At 68.7% G+C, this 19697-nt stretch carries 17 protein-coding genes; 11 read left to right on the top strand and 6 right to left on the bottom strand.

Translation table 11 applies throughout. From position 1 onward, the window contains the following. The first annotated feature begins 97 nt into the window (after positions 1-97). The 6 genes from mihF (at position 98) to ACTX90_RS08955 (ending at position 5882) form a co-directional block, all read left to right on the top strand. Positions 98-433 (top strand): integration host factor, actinobacterial type, encoded by a 336-nt coding sequence (gene mihF, locus ACTX90_RS08980; protein ID WP_047119171.1) that lies wholly within the window; start codon positions 98-100, stop codon positions 431-433. A gap of 3 nt (positions 434-436) precedes the next feature. Beyond that, on the top strand, positions 437-1000 hold the full coding sequence (gene gmk, locus ACTX90_RS08975; protein ID WP_047119170.1) for a guanylate kinase: 564 nt from the start codon (positions 437-439) through the stop codon (positions 998-1000). Then, complete coding sequence (gene rpoZ / locus ACTX90_RS08970) at positions 993-1271, top strand: DNA-directed RNA polymerase subunit omega (protein WP_047119169.1); 279 nt, start codon at positions 993-995, stop codon at positions 1269-1271. The genes gmk and rpoZ overlap by 8 nt, the downstream gene beginning before the upstream one ends. 132 nt (positions 1272-1403) lie before the next feature. Then, a complete protein-coding gene (coaBC, locus tag ACTX90_RS08965) occupies positions 1404-2630 on the top strand; it encodes a bifunctional phosphopantothenoylcysteine decarboxylase/phosphopantothenate--cysteine ligase CoaBC (protein WP_424572888.1) in 1227 nt (408 codons plus the stop codon). Positions 2631-2706: 76 nt separating this feature from the next. Continuing rightward, complete coding sequence (metK, locus tag ACTX90_RS08960; protein WP_047119167.1) at positions 2707-3912, top strand: methionine adenosyltransferase; 1206 nt, start codon at positions 2707-2709, stop codon at positions 3910-3912. 5 nt (positions 3913-3917) lie between these two features. Then, positions 3918-5882, top strand: a complete 1965-nt coding sequence (locus tag ACTX90_RS08955) for a primosomal protein N' family DNA-binding protein (protein ID WP_443443939.1) — start codon at positions 3918-3920, stop codon at positions 5880-5882. On the opposite strand, the gene ACTX90_RS08950 is transcribed toward ACTX90_RS08955, so the two are convergent. From ACTX90_RS08950 to ACTX90_RS08935, 4 genes are all read right to left on the bottom strand, one after another. After that, the gene (locus ACTX90_RS08950) at positions 5879-6421 is read right to left on the bottom strand and encodes a hypothetical protein (RefSeq protein WP_443443937.1); all 543 of its coding nucleotides are present in this window, start codon (positions 6419-6421) and stop codon (positions 5879-5881) included. The genes ACTX90_RS08955 and ACTX90_RS08950 overlap by 4 nt on opposite strands. A 6-nt stretch (positions 6422-6427) precedes the next feature. Further along, positions 6428-7177, bottom strand: coding sequence for a glycosyltransferase family 2 protein (locus tag ACTX90_RS08945; RefSeq protein WP_443443935.1), 750 nt, complete (start codon positions 7175-7177; stop codon positions 6428-6430). Positions 7178-7457: 280 nt separating this feature from the next. Beyond that, entirely contained in the window at positions 7458-8327 is an 870-nt protein-coding gene (locus ACTX90_RS08940) for an alpha/beta fold hydrolase (RefSeq protein ID WP_047119164.1), read from the bottom strand. Positions 8328-8337: 10 nt separating this feature from the next. Beyond that, the gene (locus tag ACTX90_RS08935) at positions 8338-9345 is read right to left on the bottom strand and encodes a sugar-binding transcriptional regulator (protein ID WP_082123902.1); all 1008 of its coding nucleotides are present in this window, start codon (positions 9343-9345) and stop codon (positions 8338-8340) included. A gap of 107 nt (positions 9346-9452) precedes the next feature. Between ACTX90_RS08935 and ACTX90_RS08930 the strand changes: the two genes are divergently transcribed. The 3 genes from ACTX90_RS08930 (at position 9453) to glpK (ending at position 13475) form a co-directional block, all read left to right on the top strand. Next, complete coding sequence (locus ACTX90_RS08930) at positions 9453-11129, top strand: glycerol-3-phosphate dehydrogenase/oxidase (protein ID WP_443443932.1); 1677 nt, start codon at positions 9453-9455, stop codon at positions 11127-11129. A gap of 65 nt (positions 11130-11194) precedes the next feature. Further along, positions 11195-11923: an MIP/aquaporin family protein gene (locus ACTX90_RS08925; protein ID WP_443443931.1), complete on the top strand. Its 729-nt coding sequence runs from the start codon at positions 11195-11197 to the stop codon at positions 11921-11923. 31 nt (positions 11924-11954) lie between these two features. Next, complete coding sequence (gene glpK / locus ACTX90_RS08920) at positions 11955-13475, top strand: glycerol kinase GlpK (RefSeq protein ID WP_047119160.1); 1521 nt, start codon at positions 11955-11957, stop codon at positions 13473-13475. Positions 13476-13551: 76 nt separating this feature from the next. On the opposite strand, the gene ACTX90_RS08915 is transcribed toward glpK, so the two are convergent. Both ACTX90_RS08915 and ACTX90_RS08910 read right to left on the bottom strand, forming a co-directional pair. Beyond that, positions 13552-15366: an HNH endonuclease signature motif containing protein gene (locus ACTX90_RS08915; protein ID WP_443443929.1), complete on the bottom strand. Its 1815-nt coding sequence runs from the start codon at positions 15364-15366 to the stop codon at positions 13552-13554. 88 nt (positions 15367-15454) lie between these two features. Beyond that, positions 15455-15958: a hypothetical protein gene (locus tag ACTX90_RS08910; RefSeq protein WP_443443927.1), complete on the bottom strand. Its 504-nt coding sequence runs from the start codon at positions 15956-15958 to the stop codon at positions 15455-15457. Positions 15959-16232: 274 nt separating this feature from the next. On the opposite strand from ACTX90_RS08910, the gene leuS reads away from it, so the two are divergent. Both leuS and ACTX90_RS08900 read left to right on the top strand, forming a co-directional pair. Further along, positions 16233-18722: a leucine--tRNA ligase gene (gene leuS / locus ACTX90_RS08905; RefSeq protein WP_443443926.1), complete on the top strand. Its 2490-nt coding sequence runs from the start codon at positions 16233-16235 to the stop codon at positions 18720-18722. 32 nt (positions 18723-18754) lie between these two features. Next, on the top strand, positions 18755-19693 hold the full coding sequence (locus ACTX90_RS08900; protein ID WP_443443924.1) for a DegV family protein: 939 nt from the start codon (positions 18755-18757) through the stop codon (positions 19691-19693). Positions 19694-19697 lie beyond the last annotated feature (4 nt).

Raw genomic sequence — 19697 nt, 5'->3', positions numbered from 1 at the left:
CTACTGGCCACAACGCGATTAGTCTTGCCAAACGCGTGTTGGAAAGCTATGTTCGGTTCATAGCCTTAGTCCACTACACATTAAGGATGGCTGAACGATGGTTCTGCGAGAACTCTCTGACGAAGACCGCATCCGGGCACGCGCCAAAGCACTTGCTGCCCGCACCCGTCGTGCTGAAATCAAGGCCCAGTTCAGTGCCGGCAAAATTTCCATCACCGAGGTACTAGACTTGGTATACGAAGATGAGGCCGTGGGACGCATGCGTGTCATGGACCTTCTGGAATCGGTACCGGGCGTTGGTGAAGTACGCGCGGCGAATTTGCTGGAGCGACTTGGCATTTCCCCATCCCGCCGGCTGCGCGGACTGGGACGCAAGCAACGCACCGCAATTACCGAGCACTTCAAGCAAAGCCCGCCAAAAACGAAAGTGTAGTCAATGACCGTTGCGTCGGTAACTGTTCTAGCCGGCCCCACGGCTGTAGGTAAGGGCACCGTGTCCACCTACATCCGAGATAACTATCCAGACGTCTGGCTTTCGGTGTCGGCAACGACACGCGATCCACGACCCGGTGAAACCGACGGAGTCCACTACTTCTTTGTGGGCCCCGAGAAGTTCCACCAGCTCGTCGACGAGGGCCAGATGCTGGAGTGGGCCGTGGTCCACGGCCAGAATAGCTATGGCACCATCCGCTCAACGGTGGAAGACGCGGTAGCCGAGGGCAAGAAGGTGCTGCTGGAGATCGATCTTCAGGGTGCCCGCCAGGTCAAGGAGTCGATGCCCGAGGCAAAATTCGTCTTCCTGGCCCCGCCGTCATGGGACGAATTGGTCCGCCGCCTGATTGGCCGCGGCACCGAAACGCCCGAAGAACAGCAGCGTCGGCTGGAAACCGCTAAACTAGAACTTGCGGCGGAATCAGAATTCGACGTGACCATCGTCAACGACGATGTCGCACGTGCCGCCGAAGAGCTTGTGGCCCTCATGGGGCTGAAGAATGACTAAAGGGAGTCTTGTGTCCAACCTAGAGGGAATCATCAACCCATCGATCGACTCGTTGCTTGAGACGAACGACTCGAAGTACGCGATCGTGCTGAATTCGGCCAAGCGTGCCCGCCAGATTAACGCCTACTACGCACAGCTTAACGAAGGCCTGTTCGAGTACGTCGGTCCGCTGGTGGAAACCAAGCTGAACGAGAAGCCTCTGACCATCGCCCTGCGCGAGCTGGATGAGAACCTCCTGAAGGTGACTCCGGCCGAGGTCACCGAGGACTAGTCGAAAAGGTGGCGCCCCATTAGTGGGCGCCTTCTTTTTCGTTAAGCACCAAAAAACACGCCCGCAACGGGTCGATGCTCCGCGGTGCGGTGAAAATCACTGCGACCGCCCAACCATCCAAGGAAGAGCTGCGTGAAGCGAATCGTCTTAGGCGTCTCAGCAGGGATCGCCGCCTACAAATCCGTGCTCCTGCTGCGCCTGCTGCGCGAGGCCGGACACCACGTCGACGTCATCCCCACCGGGAACGTCGCCAAGTTCGTCGGCAACGCCACCTGGGAGGCGCTCTCCGGCAATCCGGTGACCTCCAACGTCTTCGACGCCGTCGATACCGTGAACCACGTGCGCCTGGGCCAGCAGGCCGATCTGGTGCTCGTGGTGCCGGCCACCGCCGACATCCTCGCCCGCGCCGCCTCCGGGCTGGCCGACGACCTGCTCACCGGCACTTTGCTGGCCACCCGCGCGCCGGTGGTCATGGCCCCGGCCATGCACACCGAGATGTGGCAGCACCCGGCCACCGTGGCGAACACCGCCGTGCTGCGCGAGCGCGGGGTGCGCGTGATCGAACCGGCCTCGGGACGGCTGACCGGCAAGGACAGCGGCCCCGGCCGCCTGCCCGAGCCCGATCAGATCTTCGAGTCCATCCAGGACCTGCTCTCCGAGCCGATCCTGGCCGGTCGCAAGGTGCTGATCACCGCCGGCGGCACCCGCGAGCCGCTGGATCCGGTGCGCTTCCTGGGCAACCGCTCCTCGGGGCGCCAGGGCGTGGCGCTGGCGCAGGCCGCCCGTGACGCCGGCGCCCAGGTCACGCTCATTGCCACGCACCTGGAGGTGCCGGCCCCGCACGGGGTGGAGCTGGTGCACGCCTCCAGCGCGCTGGAGCTGCGCGAGGCGGTCTTCGCCCACGCCGAGGGGCAGGACGCGCTGATCATGAACGCCGCCGTCGCCGACTTCCGCCCGGCGACTATCGAGGGCTCGAAGATCAAGAAGCGCGACGAGCATTCGGCACCGGTCATCGAACTGGTGCGCAATCCCGACATCCTGGCAGAGATCGTCTGCGCCCGCGGTGCGAACGACCAGCTGCCGCCGGTGATCGTCGGCTTCGCCGCGGAAACCGGCGACGACCAGGGCAGCGTGCTGGACTACGGCAAGGCGAAGCTCGCGCGCAAGGGCTGCGAGCTGCTGGTGGTCAACGAGGTGGGCGCCAACTTGACCTTCGGGACCGACAGCAACACCGTGCAGGTGCTGTTCGCCGACGGGAAGCCTGCTGTGGGCGCCGCCGGAAGCAAAATCGAGGTGGCCCGCGTCGTCATCGAGCAGCTCGCCGCCGAAATAAACGGACATGTTGCCGACGCAAAGTGAGCCGCGCCATATAGCGCTTGGTCACGAACGCAGCAAGTTCTGCCAACCGGTCGATACGACCAGATAGAGTACAAAGGTGACTTCAACAACCCCTGAACTACGTCTTTTCACCTCGGAATCCGTTACCGAGGGCCACCCGGACAAGATCTGCGACCAGATCTCCGACGCGATCCTCGACGCCATGCTGGCGCAGGACCCGGATTCCAAGGTCGCCGTCGAAACCCTGACCACCACCGGCCTGGTGCACGTGGCGGGCGAGGTAACCACCAACGGCTACGTCGAGATCCCGGAGATCGTGCGCCGCACCATCCTGGACATCGGCTACGACTCCTCGGCCAACGGCTTCGACGGGGCGCGCTGCGGCGTGTCGGTCTCGATCGGCCAGCAGTCCCAGGAGATCCACGACGGCGTGTTCAATTCGTTGGAGTCCCGCGAAGGCATCGCCAAGGACCCGCGCGACATGCAGGGCGCCGGCGACCAGGGCCTGATGTTCGGCTACGCCTCGAACGAGACCGCCTCGCTGATGCCGACCCCGATCTTCCTGGCGCACCGCCTGTCCGAACGCCTGACCCAGATGCGCAAGAACGGCCGCATGCCGCTGCTGCGCCCGGACGGCAAGACCCAGGTCACCATCGGCTACGACGGCGACACCCCGGTCTCCGTGGACACCGTGGTGGTCTCCAGCCAGCATGCCTCCGAATACGAGCTGAACACGCTGAAGGCCGACCTGCTCGAGGAGGTCGTGACCCCGATCCTGGAGCGCTCGGAGCTGGACATCTCCAGCACCAAGGTGATCCTGAACCCCTCGGGACCGTTCATCATCGGCGGCCCGGTGGGCGACGCGGGCCTGACCGGCCGCAAGATCATCGTGGACACCTACGGCGGCTTCGCCCGCCACGGCGGCGGCGCCTTCTCCGGCAAGGACCCGTCGAAGGTCGACCGCTCGGCCGCCTACGCCATGCGCTGGGTCGCGAAGAACGTCGTGGCCGCTGGGCTGGCAAGCCGCGCCGAGGTCCAGGTGGCCTACGCGATCGGCGTCGCGCGTCCGGTGGGCCTGTACGTGGAGACCTTCGGCACCGAGACCGTGGACCCGGCGAAAATCACCGCCGCGATCAACGAGGTGTTCGACCTGCGCCCGCTGGGCATCATCGAGGACCTTGACCTCAAGCGCCCGATCTACCGCAAGACCGCCGCGCACGGCCACTTCGGCCGCGACGACAATGACTTCACCTGGGAGAAGCTGGACCGCGTCGACGCTCTGCGCAGCTGGTTCAACGCCTAGCAGCAGTGGAGCAAGACGCCCTCATCTCAGCACCCGGCCAGGCCCGCCTCAAGCGGGTCGCCCGGGTGCTGATTGATTCCTCGGTCCCGCACCTGGACCGCCTCTTCGACTACGAGGTGCCCGAGTCCATGCACGCGGCAGCCCAGGTCGGGGTGCGCGTAAAGGTGCCCTTCGGCCCGCAGCAGCTGGCCGGGTTCATCGTCGAGCTGCTGGAGGACCACCAGCCGGCGATGAAGCTGCGCCCGCTGTCGAAAATCATCTCCGAGAGTGTGGTGCTGCACCCGGACGTCCTGGCCGCCGCCTCGCTGGTCGCCGCGCGTTACGCCGGGACCCTGTGGGACGTGGTGCGCCTGGCAGTGCCCACCCGCGCGGCCAAGGTCGAGGCCGAGGAGCTGGTGACCGCCCCGGCGCTGGCGTTGGGGGACGCCCCGAACCAGCTGGAGCACTACGAGCAGGGTTCTGCGGTGCTGCAGGATTGGGCCGACGGGGCCACCCGGCGCGCGGTGGCGAGCTGGGCGCCGAATTTCCACGGCTCCTGGCCCGGGTTCCTGCTGGATGCCGCGCGGCCGGTGCTTCAGCGCGGGGCGCGGGTGCTCATCGTGGTGCCCGACGCGCGCGACCTTGACCTCTTGTGCGCGCACCTGGACGAGCAGCTCGGCGCCCAGTCCTACGCGCGGCTGCAGGCCGACGACGGCCCGACCCCGCGCTACCGCAACTTCCTGCGCGCCATCGGCGGGCACGTGCAGCTGGTGGTCGGTACCCGCTCCGCCGCCCTGTGCCACGTGCCGGACCTGGAACTGATGATCATCTGGCAGGACGCCGACCGCTCGCACCGCGAATTGCGCGCCCCCTACCAGCACAGCCGCGAGGTCGCGCTGCTGCGCAGCCAGCAGGCGGGGATCTCGCTGCTGCTGGCTTCCCCGTCGCGCTCCGTGGAGGCCCAGCGGCTGGTGGCCACCGGCTGGGCCAGCGAGCTGAAGCTGCCGCGCGACACGCTGCGTGCCCACACCCCTCGTGTGGTGGCCACCACCAACGACTTCGAGCTGAGGCGCGACCCGCTGCTGGCGCGGGTGCGCATCCCGTCGCTGGCCTGGCGCGAAGCCACCAAGGCGCTGGAAACCGGCCCGGTGCTGGTGCAGGTCGCCCGCACCGGATTCATGCCGGCGCTGGCCTGCCAGGACTGCCGGGCTCCGGCGCGCTGCCGGCTGTGCCAGGGACCGCTGCAGCTGGCCGGGAAGCAGTCGCATGTGGGCTGCCGCTGGTGCGGGGAGCAGTTCCACGACTACCGCTGCGGGCAGTGCGGCTCGCCGCGCGTGCGCGCCGCCAGCATCGGCGCCGACCGCACCGCCGAGGAGCTTGGCCTGGCCTTCCCCAAGGTGAAGGTGCTCTCCTCCACCGGGGCCAAGCCGCTGGCGAGCCTGGGCGACAAGCCGGCGCTGGTGGTCGCCACCCCTGGCGTCGAGCCCGTCGTGGAGGGCGGGTACGCCGCGGTGCTGCTACTGGATGCCGACAAGATGCTCGCCTACGATTCGCTGCGCAACACCGAGGAGGTGCTCGCACGCTGGTTCACCGCCGCCTGCCTGGCCCGCAGCAGCGGGGTCGTGGTGCTCACCGGCAGCCCGAGCCCGGCCGGCGCCGCGCTGGTGCGCTGGGATGCCGCCGGATTCGCCGACCGCGAGCTGGCCGAACGCCGCGAGGTCGGGCTGCCGCCGGCCGTGCGCAGCGCCCTGGTCTCCGGGCCCGGTGCCGAACGGCTGGTCGCCGCGCTGGACGATGACATCCGGGCGCTGGTCGCGATCCACGGGCCGAGCATCATCGACGGACCGCCCGTGGAGCACCGCTACGTGCTGTTCTTCAGCTACGCGCACGGCCAGGCGGTCACAGAAGCGCTGCGCGCCCTGCGCGTCCGCATGTCAGCGGCCAAGGAACCGGTGGCGACCATCGCGGTCGATCCCGACGAGGTCCTCTAGGCCACGGCCTGCCCATCCCGCGGCCGGGCGTCCAGGCTCAGGTAGCCGTTGACCGTCGCGTAGAAGCGGTGTCCCGTCCAGTCGCGCCGGCCCACCCGGACGCGCCGCGGTTCGCCCTGCACCTGGCGGTGGCTGGCCTGCACGTACACGTCGTAGATGTCCGGGGTCAAGGGCTGCAGCTCCTGTCCGCCGTGCAGCGCGAACGCGTCCGCCGCGGGGCGCAGGGGCAGGGCCGCGTCCGCGCCGCCGTGGCGTGGGCGCAGGATCAGCTCGGCCAGCTGCGGCGGCGGGCCGGCAGGAACGAAGTGCGGGACTCCTGCGGCTTGCCCGCCCTGCCTGTCCTGCCGCACATTCCAGTGCGCGGCCAGCAGCTGCTCGAGCAGCGCCCACGCCTGCATCTGCCGGGCATCCCCGGTGCGCAGCGCCGCCGAGCGCTGCCGGTGCGGGAAGCCAAGCCGCGATTCCTGCTGCGCTGGGATGAAGCGTGCGACGAAGCCCGCGTGGGCGCGCAGCCAGCTGCGCCGCCGCCACCGGCCCATCCCCAGCTAGCGTCCGGGCCGGTAGGTGCGCAGAATCTTGCGCCGGTAGAGGTCGAGCACCATGCCCTGTTCCAGATCGGCCGGAAGCCGCGCGGCGCGGACCTGCTCGGCGATGCGCGCCACCGACCGGGTGCAGCCCTCCGGGTCGGCCTTGCGGGCGCTGATGTTGTTGGCGTCCTGGCGGGCGCGCAGGAAGTAGTAGTCGTCGTCCGCCAGTACCGCGGTGCGCTCGGCGGCCAGATAGCAGGCGGTGATGAAGATGCCGTCTTCCAGCCGCACCCGCCCCTCGGGGAAACGCAGCTCCAGGCGCTCGATCAGCGCGCGGCGGATGAGTTTCTGCGGGGCGAGGGTGGCGAAAACCTCGCGCAGCTCGGCCTTGGGGTTGTTCTTGGCCAGCAGCGTGCGGTTCACCGGGCGGCCGTTGAGCCCGGCGATGCGCGGGAGCACCATGTCCGCCTGGTGCAGCTGCGCGTAGTCCAGCATGCTGCGCAGGGCGTGGCTGGCCAGCATGTCGCCGGCATCGGCGAAGAAGACGTAGTCCGCCTCGGTGGCCGCCAGCCCGCGGTTGCGCGGCTGGCCCGGCCACCCGCTGTTGCGCTGGCGGATCACCCGGGTGCGCGGGTGCGCGGCGGCGAATCGGTCCATGAGCTGCGGCCCGCCGTCGGTGGAGCCGTCGTCGACCAGGATGAGCTCGAAGTGCTCCGGATCCAGGTCCTGCGCCGCCAGGCTGTCGAGCAGTTCGCCCAGGTAGGGCATCGCGTTGAAGACCGGGACGATGACCGCGACGCGCGCGCTGCCGGAGCTGGCCGTGGGACCGGTGTCCGACGCTCGGATGCCGCGTTGTGAAAGCCGCGCGCGGACCAGGCCCAGGCACCGCCGCAGCGACCCAGCTAATTCCCCCTATGCCATGCGCCCCCATTTCCCCGGCCAAACCCGCGAACGCAGATAGCGGGCCGGCCTGGTACTCTAGCGCCTGCCGGGGCGGGTCACACCTTCATGACGAGGGCCGCGGACAGGCGCCGCCCCAGCTGCGTGTTTAACCGCCGAGCCCCTCCAGGAAGCGCCGCACCGCGGCCGCAGCCTGGGGCGCCTTCTCATAGTGGATCAGGTGGCCGACGTCGGGCAGCATCAGCAGCCGCGCGTCGGCGAACGTGGCGCGCAGCGCCTCCTGGGTGGCCGGGGAACCCAGCTCGTCCTGCTGCCCGCCGACCATCAGCGTCGGGATGCCGATGACCCGGGAGTATTCGCCCACGGTGTGGCTGATCGAGGCCAGGTAGGCTTCGGCCAGGGTATCGCGGGAGTGGAATCCGCCGAAGTACGCGCGGTGCTGGTCGCGCACATAGCGGCGCATCTGCGGGTCGCGGCTCTTGGTCATCACCAGCGACATGCCGTCGGTGAACAGCCTCGATCGCAGCAGCGGCTCGCCGATGCCGGCCGGCAACGCCGCGCACAGGGCGTAGTAGCCGCTGGTCAGCTGCGCCAGCAGCGCCTGGGAGGATTCCAGCGCCGGTTCGGAGATCGGATTGAGCAGGGTCAACGAGGCGAAGTCGCGCCCGGCGGCCAGCCTGGCGGCGATGACGGACCCGAAGGAGTGCCCGAGCAGGTGGGTGGCCGGGCCCAGCTGCAGCTCGTCGGCCAGCACGTCGAGCATCCGGGCGTAGCCCTCGACGTCGTGCGGGGCCTGGGTCATGGAGCTGGAGCTGCCGAAGCCGGGCAGGTCGGGCACCACCACGGTGTAGCCGGGAAGCTGGGCGATGATGCGGTCCAGCCCGTGGTGGTCGCCGCGGAAGCCGTGCACCGCGAAGAGCACGCCGCGCGATTCGGCAGGCACGGCCCGGTAGGTGAAGACCTTGGTGGCGGAGCCGAAGAGGCGGTGCGTGCTGACAAGTTGCGTGCGTGGGCTCATGCCTCAAATCCTACCCGTCCAGCAGCGCCAGGGCCGCGCCCTCGTCGATCACCAAATCGGTGATCAGCCCGCCGTTCAGCGCCCCGCGCACGGCATCGATCTTGCCCCGGCCGGCCACCACGCAGAAGCGCTGCGGCACCCGGCGCAGGGTATCGAGCGCGGGCCCGGTGGAGCGGGCGTTGATCCCGATCCCGGAGCTGTGCCCGTGCCGGTCGAAGAACACCGTCGCCACGTCGCCCACCACACCGATCTTCGCCAGCTGCGCGGTCTCCTGCTTGCTCAGGTAGCCGCCGCGGTAGACCTGCGAGGTGACATCCGACCCGGCCGCGCCCAGCGAGAACACCGCCAGGTTCATCTCCGACTGCACCTTGAGCACGCGCTTGACCGAGGTTTCCTGCCACATCGCCCGGCGCGTGGACGCGCGGTCGAAAAACGCCGGCACCGGGAACTGCTCGGTACGCGCGGTGAACGCCTCGCCGAAGCGGGTGAGGATCTCGCTGGCGTAGCGCACGCCGCTGGTGACAGGGTTCGCCGCGCCGTTCAGCTGCACGATCACGGTGTCGTGGGTGGGGTGGGAGCTGAGCGCGGTGGACACCGCCTGCATGGTCGAACCCCAGGCCACCCCGATCGTCATCGAGGAGGAGACCATCGCTCCTAGCTGGTGCGCCGCGTGCGCGGCGACGCGGGAGAGCAGTTCCGCGTCGTCCATGGCGCCGTCGGTGGGCACCACCTGCACGTTGATGCCGAAGCGCTCGGCCAGCCGGCCGGAGAGCTGGGCTGACATTCCAGCGCTGGGGGAGATGCTGATCGAGACCATGCCGGTGCGCTTGGCGTGGGTGAGCAGCCGCGAGACGGTCGAGCGGGAGGTGCCCAGCTCGCGGGCGATGACCTCCATCTTCAAATCCTGCAGGTAATACAGCTGGGCGGCGCGCAGCGCGTCCTTCTCACGGGTGCCGTACTGCACGGATGTGTCATGCGCAGGGCGCCGGTAGGGCCCTGCAGGGGGTGGTTTCTGCATCAATCTGACCATTTCTGCACGTTTGTGCAATTCATTTGACCGCTTTGCAAACTACCGACAACACTAACCCGTAGAACTACTCAATCGTTACAAAGGGGCAACACGTCGTGAATCGGGAACAGCTGGCCAAACTGCGCGAACGGCCCCAGGCACGGGTTCTGGTCGTCGGCGGCGGCATCAACGGTGTCGCCACCTTCCGCTACCTTGCCATGCAGGGCATCGACGTCGCGCTGGTCGAACGCGGAGACTACTGCCAAGGCGCGTCGGGCGCCAGCTCGCACATGATCCACGGCGGCATCCGCTACCTGGAAAACGGCGAGTTCCGCCTGGTGCACGAGTCGGTGCAGGAGCGCAATTCGCTGCTTCAGATCGCCCCGCACTACGTCAAGCCGCTGCAGACCACCATCCCGATCTTCTCCACCTTCTCGGGGATCCTCTCCGCTCCGATGCGCTTTGTGACCCACAAGTCCGGCAAGCCGACCGAACGCGGCGCCGCCCTGATCAAGGCCGGATTGGTGATGTACGACGTGTTCGCCGGAGTCGGCGGGCGCAACACCCCGTGGCACAACTTCAAGGCCGGCGCCGCGGCCCGCAAGGACCTGCCGGCCCTGCGCGACGACGTGAAGTACACCGCGACCTACTTCGACGCCTCGGTGCACAACCCTGAGCGCCTGACCCTGGACGTGCTGCAGGAAGGCCTGCGCGCCAACCCGGACGCCCGCGCCAGCAACTACGTGGAACTGGCAGGGGTCGACGGGGGCACCGCGCAGCTGCGCGACGTGCTGACCGGGCAGAGCTTCGACTTCGACGCCGAGGTCATCATCAACGCGACCGGCGCCTGGGTCGACGTGACCAATGAGCAGCTGGGCCGGAAGACCAAGTGGACCGGCGGCACCAAGGGCTCGCACATCGTGCTGGACCACCCCGAGCTGCTCGCGGCCACCGGCGGACGCGAGATCTTCTTCGAGCACGAGGACGGGCGCATCGTGCTGATCTACCCGATGCTCGGGCGCGTGCTGGTGGGCACCACCGACCTGGAGCACGACATGGCCGAGCCGGCGGTGTGCACCGAGGAAGAGGTCGACTACTTCTTCGAGCTGGTCCACCACGTCTTCCCGCGCATCACCGTGCGCCGCGAGCAGATCGTCTACAAGTTCTCCGGCGTGCGCCCGCTGCCGAACCACGACGACACCGCCCCCGGCTTCGTCTCCCGCGACTACCAGGTGCGCGAAACCCGGCTCACCGACACCACCACGATGCTCTCGCTGATCGGCGGCAAGTGGACGACGTTCCGGGCACTGAGCGAGAACCTGGGCCGCAAGGCGCTGGAATTCCTGGGGGAGCGCGAGATCCGCTCCACCGCCGGCGTGCCGATCGGCGGCGGCAAGGACTTCCCGATGAACGAGGGCGAGCTGGCCGCCTGGTACGCCGCGCGCGAGAACGCCGCCGGGCGCGACCGCCTGCGGGTGCTGCTCGAGCGCTACGGCACCGGAGCGGACGCGGTGCTGGCCCAGCTTTGCGAGGACACCGCGCTGCAGCACTCCGACGAGCTGTCCTGCCAGGAGCTGGCCTACATGGCCGCCCACGAGCAGGTAGGCCGCCTGATCGACGTCTTCATCCGCCGCACCAACCTGGCCTTCCGAGGCCTGGTCACCAAGGATCTGGTCAGCGAGGCGGCACGCTGCCTGGCTGGGCCGATGGGCTGGGATGACACCCAGACCCAGGCCGAGATCGCCCATACGATCTCGGTCCTGGCAGGCAGCCACGGGGTCGACCTGGACTGAGCCTGCCGTTGCTGCCGGCGGCAGATCGCCGCCGGCAGGATGTGATATCACCTCAAAGGTCAAAGATGCCCATGCAAGTGTTCATTTCCGAATTCACCGGTACTTTTATCCTCGTTCTCATGGGCGCCGGCGTCTGCGCCAACGTCTCGCTGAAGGGCACCCTGGGCAGCGCCGCAGGGTGGGTCGCCATCAGCTTCGGCTGGGGCCTGGCCGTCTTCTCCGGTGTCTGGGTTTCGGCCCCGTCCGGCGCCCACCTGAATCCCGCGGTCACCCTGGGATTGATGGTGAACCCCGAAGCAACCGAGCTGGCCCCAGGCATCCCGAAGTCGGCAGCGACCGCGCTGGTCTACGTGGCCGCGCAGTTCATCGGCGCTTTCCTGGGCGCCGTCATCGCCTGGCTGGCCTACAAGAAGCACTTCGACGAGCCGGCCAACCAGGGCAAGGTGCTCGGAGTGTTCGCCACCGGCCCGGCCATCCGCTCCTACGGGTGGAACGTGGTCTCCGAAGCCATCGGCACCTTCGTGCTGGTGTTCGTGATCGGCGGCTTCGGCGGGACGCCGCACGGGCTCGGCCCGCTGGCGGTCGGCCTGCTGGTCGTCGCGATCGGCCTATCCCTCGGCGGAGCAACCGGATACGCTATCAATCCAGCACGTGACCTCGCCCCGCGTCTTGCGCATGCGGTGCTGCCGATCCCCGGCAAGGGGTCCTCGGACTGGGCCTACTCGTGGGTTCCCGTCTTCGGTCCGCTGGCCGGCGGAGCCTTGGGCGGCCTGGCCGTCGCCGTCCTGCTGTAATGCCGCACCCACTAGAGAAAGTTGATCGACAGTGAGCAACAAGTACGTCATCGCCATTGACCAGGGAACCACCAGCTCCCGCGCCATCGTCTTCGACCACGCCGGAGAGGTCGTCTCCGTGGGGCAGAAGGAGCACGAGCAGATTTTCCCGGCCGCCGGATGGGTGGAGCACAACCCGATCGAGATTTGGGACAACGTGCGCGAGGTCATCGGCACCGCGCTGGCCAAGGAGAACCTGACCCGCCACGACATCGAGGTCGTCGGCATCACCAACCAGCGCGAAACCACCGTGGTGTGGGACAAGCACACCGGTGAGCCGGTATACAACGCGATCGTCTGGCAGGACACCCGCACCCAGGACATCGTCGACGCGCTGTCCGCCGAGGGCGGGATCGAGCGCTACAAGGACCGTGTCGGGCTGCCGCTGGCGACCTACTTCGCCGGCACCAAGATCAAGTGGATCCTGGAGAACGTCGACGGGGCGCGCGAACGTGCCGAGGCCGGCGACCTGCTGTTCGGCACCACCGACACGTGGGTGCTGTGGAATCTGACCGGCGGGCCGGAGGGCGGCGTGCACACCACCGACGTCACCAACGCCTCGCGCACCCTGTTCATGAACCTTGAAACCCTGCAGTGGGACGAGCAGATCCTGGCCGACTTCGGGGTTCCCGCCTCGATGCTGCCGGCGATCAAGTCCTCCTCCGAGGTGTACGGCACGGTCGCCTCCAACCAGCTGCTGCGCGAGGTGCCGGTCGCCGGCATCCTGGGCGACCAGCAGGCGGCAACCTTTGGGCAGGCCGCCTTCGGCGCGGGCACCGCGAAGAACACCTACGGCACCGGCTGCTTCCTGATCTTCAACACCGGGCAGGAGATCGTCTCCTCGAGCAACGGGCTGATCACTACGCTGGCCTACAAGCTGGGCGACGCCGCCCCGGTGTACGCGCTGGAGGGCTCGATCGCGGTCGCCGGGTCGCTGGTGCAGTGGCTGCGCGACAACATCGGCATGATCGCCAGCGCCCCGGAGATCGAGGAACTGGCCAGCCACGTCGAGGACAACGGTGGGGTGTACATCGTGCCGGCGTTCTCCGGACTGTTCGCCCCGTACTGGCGTTCGGACGCGCGCGGCGCGATCGTCGGGTTGACCCGCTTCGCGGACAAGCACCACATCGCCCGCGCGGCCCTGGAGTCCACCGCGTTCCAGACCCGCGAGGTGCTGGACGCGGTCAACGCCGACGCCGAGGTGCCGCTGACCGAGCTGAAGGTGGATGGCGGCATGGTCGCCAACGAGCACCTGATGCAGTTCCAAGCCGACATCCTCGGCGTGCCCGTGGTCCGCCCGAAGGTCACCGAGACCACCGCGCTGGGCGCCGCCTACGCGGCCGGCCTGGCCGTCGGGTTCTGGAAGGACCTGGGCGAGCTGGAGGCGAACTGGTCAGAGGACAAGCGCTGGGAGCCTGTGATGGGTGCCGAAGAGCGCGAACGCAGCCTGCGGCTGTGGAAGAAGGCCGTCACCCGCACCTTCGACTGGGTCGACGAAGACACCAAGGCCTAGCGTTTTCCCGACGGCCCAGCAGTCGGCCGACCACTGATCCCGGTCAACCACCAGGTTGGCCGGGATCCTTTTTCGTTCACCCGCGCCGGTCCGCGGGAGGATCCGTGGCCGGGGGCCCAGCGCCGCCGGGCGGGTCGTCGTCGAGCTGCAGGGCGCCCCAGTAGGTATTGCGCCGGGGCTTCTGCTCGGGATCAAGGTGCGGCGGCAGCAGCACATGCGGCAGCCCGTTGACGTCGACCACTTTCAGCTGGCCGGAGTGGCGGCCGTGGTGCTCGTTGGAGCACATCGCCGCCCCGGAGTCGACGCTGGTCGTGCCGCCTTCCGCCCATGGCTTCTTGTAGTGGTCGATCTCCACCAGGTCCGGGGGCGTCGTGCATTCGGGCACAATGCACCCGCGATCACGGGCCATCACCGCCATCTTGATGTATCCCTGGTGGAAGCGCCTGGAGCGTCCGACGTCCAGCGGTTGGCTGTTGCCGCCCAGCACTAGCGGGATCACCCGGGCTGTGACCAGTAGTTTTCTCAGCTCGCCCGGCGGGATGTCCACCCCGTGGGCGCTGATGCCATGGGCCTCGGCCAGGTTCTGCAGGTCCTTGAGCCGCAGGTAGACCAGGATCTTCGGCACGATCGGCTTCGCGGCGCTCCCCGTGAACGACGTGGTGAGGATGGCCATCAGCGCGTTCAGCCGGCGCAGCGGGGCGTTCGGCTCCTCGGCGGCCGGCTCCTCGGCGTCGTTTTCATGTGGTTCGGCGTCGGGATCGGGCTTCGGACCGTCATCATCCGCTGCGGCGCCCGCTGGGGACTCCTGATCGGGCTGCTGGTCCGCGCTGCTGGAGGGCTCCGGGTCTTCCGCGGCCCAGTCGGGCATCGGCCCCTCGGGCTGGAGCCAGTCAGGCGTCGGCCGCTGATCGCCGGACGCGGTGCCCTCATTCTCCGCTGCGGGGGATTCCTGTAGTGCGGGGGAGTCCGGGGGCTCGGGCGAACCGGCCTGATCCGCGTCGGGCTTGCGCGCGTGCTTGCCGGCCTTGGTGCGTTTGCTGCCGGACTGGGCCGCTACCGAGCGCAGGTACTCCGCGTGGGCGGCCAGGGTGCGCAGGGTGAAGGTGTGCACACCCCGGACGACTGGCCCGATGAACAGGCCCAGGTCCGGCGGGAGCTTTTCCTCGTGCAGCTCCTTGTAGGTCTTGATCTGCGTGCCGATCTGCTTGCGCGCCTCGATCGGGCCGAGCTCGCGCAGCGCGTCGGCTGCATGCTCCTCCAGCAGCCTGCCGTCGGCCGCGCGGGCGGTGAGCGAACAGGGCACCCCGTCGAAGGTGGTGTCCGGTTTTTCGAGCTTCTCCAGGCTGCGGGCGGTGCCGGCGATGGCGCGGCGGTCGGCCTGACCCTGGGCGTAGATGCTGGCCAGGTGCTCGAAGCGCGGCGCGCAGATGGTGCCCTGGGCGGTGCGCCGGCCGATGAGCAGGTGCGCGTCGTCGATCCGGCGTTGCGCCTCGAAATAGGTGATGCCCAGCCATGCGGCGAGCAGATCGCCGGCGGTCTTGTAGCTAGCCCGCCCGGTGGCGAACTCGGGCTCGACCTCCAGATCGCAGGTTCCGGCGCGCAACGCATCGTAGGTGGCCAGGCTGAGCCCGGCCGCGCCGGTGACCTCGGCCTCCAGCGCGCCGGCCAGCTGCTCGCGGTGCACCTGCTGGGCGAACTGCTCCACCAGCTGCGCATGGGCGAGGACCAGGCGGGGATCGCGCGTCTCGTGGACCAGCCGGCCGAGCGCGGTGAACAGTGCCAGGCACAGCGCGCCCAGGCGCACCAGCATGCCAGCGGTGAGCTGGGTCCCCAGATGCTTCGGGGAGGTGCACAAGGTGTGCAGCGCGGTGAGCAGGGCTTCGGTGGTCATGAATCCAGCCTCGGGCCGAAGCCGGCGGCGCGGGGGCAGGCGCCTGCGCAGTGTGGATAACCCGGCCAGCCGATTTTCCGGCTGCGGCCTAGGGCGCCGCGGAGGAGGGTGGCGAGGCAGGGTCCCCAGGCGCCGGCGGCAGCTCCGGATAGGCGTCGTCGGGCAGCGAGATGGTGAAGCCGGCGTCCCACACCGCGTGGCCGGTGACGGCGACCCGGCCCTCTCCCTCGGTGCTGCCCAGCAGCACGGAATAGGAGCTGCCCATCTGCTCGCCGACCAGCACCTGCACATTCTGCGGGGTGACCCCGGCGCCTGCCAGCAGCTCCCGGGTCCTGCCGAGCATGCTCGGCTCCAGCTCGACGCCGGCGTAGGGGGTTGCCACCCGGCAGGCGGCTTCCACGTCCTGGTCGTACGCGGCCTGGACCAGCTGGCGGCCGGCTTGCTCCAGGGAGGCGACAGGTTTCCTGCCGTCGCAGGTGTGCCCTTCGTAGGTGCCGAGCATGGCGCAGCCCGAGAGCAGGAGCGCGCCGACGGGCAGCACCAGGCCCGGGGCGAGGACGCGGCGCGCACGGCGCGGGAAGCATGGGATCATGAGCCCATTGTGGCCGATGGCGCGATCGACCGCATCGATGTTTCAGGCGCGAAGGTGCCGCGGCGCGGACTGTGGGCAAGCTTGCGCTTCATCGATGCGGCATGCACCGCCCGGGGTGCGATAGAATCACCCTATGTATTCCCAGCGCGACCTAGTCTAAGAGCGGCCTGACGGCCGTACCCCCGAGTGGAAATTTGGGGGCTTTTGTTGTGTCTGGAAGCAGAAACCAGTTTTCCGTCAGGAAATTTTTCCGCGAATCTGTGAGAAGAGCTCAGTGACATCATCGACGAACGAGACCAGAACCTACGACTTCAAGGACATTGAGTCCAAGTGGCTACCGGTTTGGGACGAGCTAGAGGTGTTCAAGCCGGCCGACGACGGCACGCGTGAACGCCGCTACGTCCTGGACATGTTCCCCTACCCCTCGGGCGACCTGCACATGGGCCACGCCGAGGCCTTCGCCATGGGCGACGTCGTGGCTCGGTACTGGCGCTTGCGCGGCTACGATGTCATGCACCCGATCGGCTGGGACTCCTTCGGCCTGCCCGCGGAAAACGCAGCGATCAAGAACAACGCGCACCCCTCGGACTGGACCTACACCAACATCGACACCCAGGCCGCCAGCTTCAAGCGCTACGCCATCTCCGCCGACTGGGACCGCCGCCTGCACACCTCGGATCCGGAGTACTACCGCTGGACCCAGTGGCTGTTCACCAAGTTCTACGAGAAGGGCCTGGCCTACCGCAAGGACCACCCGGTGAACTGGTGCCCGAAGGACCAGACCGTGCTGGCCAACGAGCAGGTCGTCAACGGCGCCTGCGAACGCTGCGGCACGCAGGTGACCAAGAAGTCGCTGAACCAGTGGTACTTCAAGATCACCGACTACGCCGACCGCCTGCTGGAGGACATGGAGCAGCTCAAGGGCCACTGGCCCGAGCGCGTGCTGCTGATGCAGAAGAACTGGATCGGCCGCTCCGAAGGCGCCGAGGTGACCTTCGAGATCGAGGCGCACGATGAGAAGCCTGCGGTGAAGATCCCGGTCTTCACCACCCGCCCGGACACCCTGTACGGCGCGACCTTCATGGTGGTCGCCGCGGACGCGGACCTGGCCGGAGAACTGGTCACCGACGAGCACCGCGAAGCCCTGGAAGCCTACCAGGAGCAGGTCAAGGCGCTGTCCGAGATCGAGCGCCAGTCCACCGAGCGCGAGAAGACCGGCGTGTTCACCGGGCGCTTTGGCATCAACCCGCTCTCGGGGGAAAAGCTGCCGATCTGGGCCGCCGACTACGTGCTGGCCGACTACGGCACCGGCGCGATCATGGCAGTGCCCGCGCACGACCAGCGCGACCTGGACTTCGCCCGCACCTTCGACCTGCCGGTGCGCGTGGTCGTCGAAACCGGGCTGGAAGACCCGAACGAGACCGGCATCGCCACCGCCGGCGAGGGCGAGCTGGTGAACTCCGGCGCACTGGACGGCCTGGAGAAGGCCGACGCGATCGCCAAGGCCATCGAGATCGTCCAGGCCGCCGGCACCGGCGAGCACACCGTGAACTTCCGCCTGCGCGACTGGCTGCTGTCCCGCCAGCGCTTCTGGGGCACCCCGATCCCGATCATCCACTGCGAGGCCTGCGGCGAGGTGCCGGTTCCCGAGGACCAGCTGCCGGTGCGCCTGCCCGATGACCTGCGCGGCGAGCAGCTGGCCCCGAAGGGCACCAGCCCGCTGGCGGCCGCCGATCACTGGGTCAACGTGTCCTGCCCGAGCTGCGGCGGCGCCGCAAAGCGCGACACCGACACCATGGACACCTTCGTGGACTCCTCCTGGTACTTCCTGCGTTTCGTCTCCCCGAACTACACCGAGGGCCCCTTCGACCCGAAGGCCGTGCGCGACTGGATGCCGGTCGGGCAGTACGTCGGCGGCGTCGAGCACGCGATCCTGCACCTGCTGTACTCCCGCTTCTTCACCAAGGTCATCTACGACCTGGGGCTGATCGACGTGCAGGAGCCGTTCAGCGCGCTGCTGAACCAGGGCCAGGTGCTCAACGGCGGCAAGGCCATGAGCAAGTCGCTGGGCAACGGCGTGGACCTGGGCCAGCAGCTTGACAAGTTCGGCGTCGATGCCGTGCGCCTGACCATGGTCTTCGCCTCCCCGCCGGAGGACGACGTGGACTGGGCCGACGTCTCGCCGTTCGGTTCGCAGAAGTTCCTGGCCCGCGCCTGGCGCGTCGCCCAGGACGTGGCCAGCGGGCCGGACGCGGACTACGCGGCAGGGGACAAGGCGCTGCGCCAGGTCACCCACCGCACCGTGCACGAATCCGCCCAGCTGCTGGACTCGGGGAAGTTCAACGTGGTGATCGCCAAGACCATGGAACTGGTCAACGCCACCCGCAAGACCATCGACTCGGGCGCCGGCGCCGCGGATCCCGCGGTGCGCGAGGCGGCCACCGTTATCGCGCAGCTGCTGAGCCTGTTCGCCCCGTACACCGCGGAGGACATGTGGCAGGCGCTGGGCTACGCCCCGAGCGTCGTGACCAGCGCCTGGCCGGACGTGGACGAGTCGCTGCTGGTGGACGACACCGTCACCGCCGTGGTGCAGATCAAGGGCAAGGTGCGCGCGCGCCTTGAGGTCCCGGTGGACATCTCCGAGGACGCGCTGCGCGAGCAGGCGCTGGCCCACGAGGCCGTCGTGCGCATGCTCGACGGGAAGGCGCCGCTGAAGGTGATCGTGCGCGCCCCGAAGCTCGTGAACGTGGTCCCGGCGCCGTAGGTCCGGCCCGACGCGTACCGTAAGCTCAAGACATGACTGAGCGATCCAAGAGCCCACGCACGGGCTGGCTGCACAAGCTGCTGGCCCCGCGTGGGCTTTCTGGCACCCGGATCGGGGTGGTGACCGATTCGGCCTCCTGCCTGCCGCCGGCCCTGCTGCAGGCCCCGGACTTCATCCAGCTGGGCATCCCGATCATCGTGGACGACCATGTGCACGGCGAGGACACGACCGCCCTGATGATGGGCCTTGCCATGGGGCAGGCGGTGAAGACCTCGCGCCCGGCCCCCGGCGAGTTCGCCCGCGCCTACCGCCAGCTGGCCGAGGCCGGCTGCCAGGCGGTCATCTCCATCCACCTCTCGGCGGGGCTGTCCGGCACCGTCGACGCCGCCCGGCTGGCCGCCTCCGAGGCGCCGGTGCCGGTGGGCGTGATCGATTCGCGCACCGTGGCCATGGCCCAGGGCTTCGCGGTGGCCGACGTGCTCGCCGCGCGCGACGCCGGCGCCGGGCTGGGCCTGCTGGAGCAGATCGCCTCCGGCGCGGCGGTGAACCGCGTGTACTTCGCGGTGCCCTCCCTGGAACAGCTGCGCCGCGGCGGGCGGATCAGCGCGGTGTCCTCGGTGTTCGGCAACCTGCTGAACGTCAAGCCGATCCTGGGCATCGCCGGCGGGGTGATCGCCCCGCTGGAGAAGCCGCGCTCCTTCGCGCGCGCCCAGGCGCGACTGGTGGCCCTGGCCCAGCGCGACGCCGCCGCGGCGACGGGCCCGGTGCGGCTGGGCGTGATGCACTTCGGCGCCGCGGAACTTGCCACCGAGATCGCCACCGAGCTGAACCCCTACTGCGAGGGCGAGGTGCTCATCGAGTCGCTGCCGGCGGTGCTGGCCGCGCACACCGGCATGGGGGTGCTCGGCGTGGCAGTGGCCCCGCTGTATCCACAGCCCGCGCCGCACCAGGGGCCTGCGGCCTCCGGCTAGCCCA

The organism is Glutamicibacter soli, assembly GCF_052322135.1.
In the GTDB taxonomy this organism is placed as follows: Bacteria; Actinomycetota; Actinomycetes; order Actinomycetales; family Micrococcaceae; genus Glutamicibacter; species Glutamicibacter soli.
Note: the sequence above shows the minus strand (reverse complement) of the source record. Positions and strands in the feature narration are given on the sequence as shown.

What these genes read in the sequence shown, in the direction of transcription:
- mihF (WP_047119171.1), top strand. Translation starts at nt 98, where the DNA reads ATGGTTCTGCGAGAACTCTCTGACGAAGACCGCATCCGGGCACGCGCC.
- gmk (WP_047119170.1), top strand. Translation starts at nt 437, where the DNA reads ATGACCGTTGCGTCGGTAACTGTTCTAGCCGGCCCCACGGCTGTAGGT.
- rpoZ (WP_047119169.1), top strand. Translation starts at nt 993, where the DNA reads ATGACTAAAGGGAGTCTTGTGTCCAACCTAGAGGGAATCATCAACCCA.
- ACTX90_RS08950 (WP_443443937.1), bottom strand. Translation starts at nt 6,421, where the DNA reads ATGGGCCGGTGGCGGCGGCGCAGCTGGCTGCGCGCCCACGCGGGCTTC.
- ACTX90_RS08945 (WP_443443935.1), bottom strand. Translation starts at nt 7,177, where the DNA reads ATGCCCTACCTGGGCGAACTGCTCGACAGCCTGGCGGCGCAGGACCTG.
- ACTX90_RS08940 (WP_047119164.1), bottom strand. Translation starts at nt 8,327, where the DNA reads ATGAGCCCACGCACGCAACTTGTCAGCACGCACCGCCTCTTCGGCTCC.
- ACTX90_RS08935 (WP_082123902.1), bottom strand. Translation starts at nt 9,345, where the DNA reads ATGCAGAAACCACCCCCTGCAGGGCCCTACCGGCGCCCTGCGCATGAC.
- ACTX90_RS08925 (WP_443443931.1), top strand. Translation starts at nt 11,195, where the DNA reads ATGCCCATGCAAGTGTTCATTTCCGAATTCACCGGTACTTTTATCCTC.
- ACTX90_RS08915 (WP_443443929.1), bottom strand. Translation starts at nt 15,366, where the DNA reads ATGACCACCGAAGCCCTGCTCACCGCGCTGCACACCTTGTGCACCTCC.
- ACTX90_RS08910 (WP_443443927.1), bottom strand. Translation starts at nt 15,958, where the DNA reads ATGATCCCATGCTTCCCGCGCCGTGCGCGCCGCGTCCTCGCCCCGGGC.
- ACTX90_RS08900 (WP_443443924.1), top strand. Translation starts at nt 18,755, where the DNA reads ATGACTGAGCGATCCAAGAGCCCACGCACGGGCTGGCTGCACAAGCTG.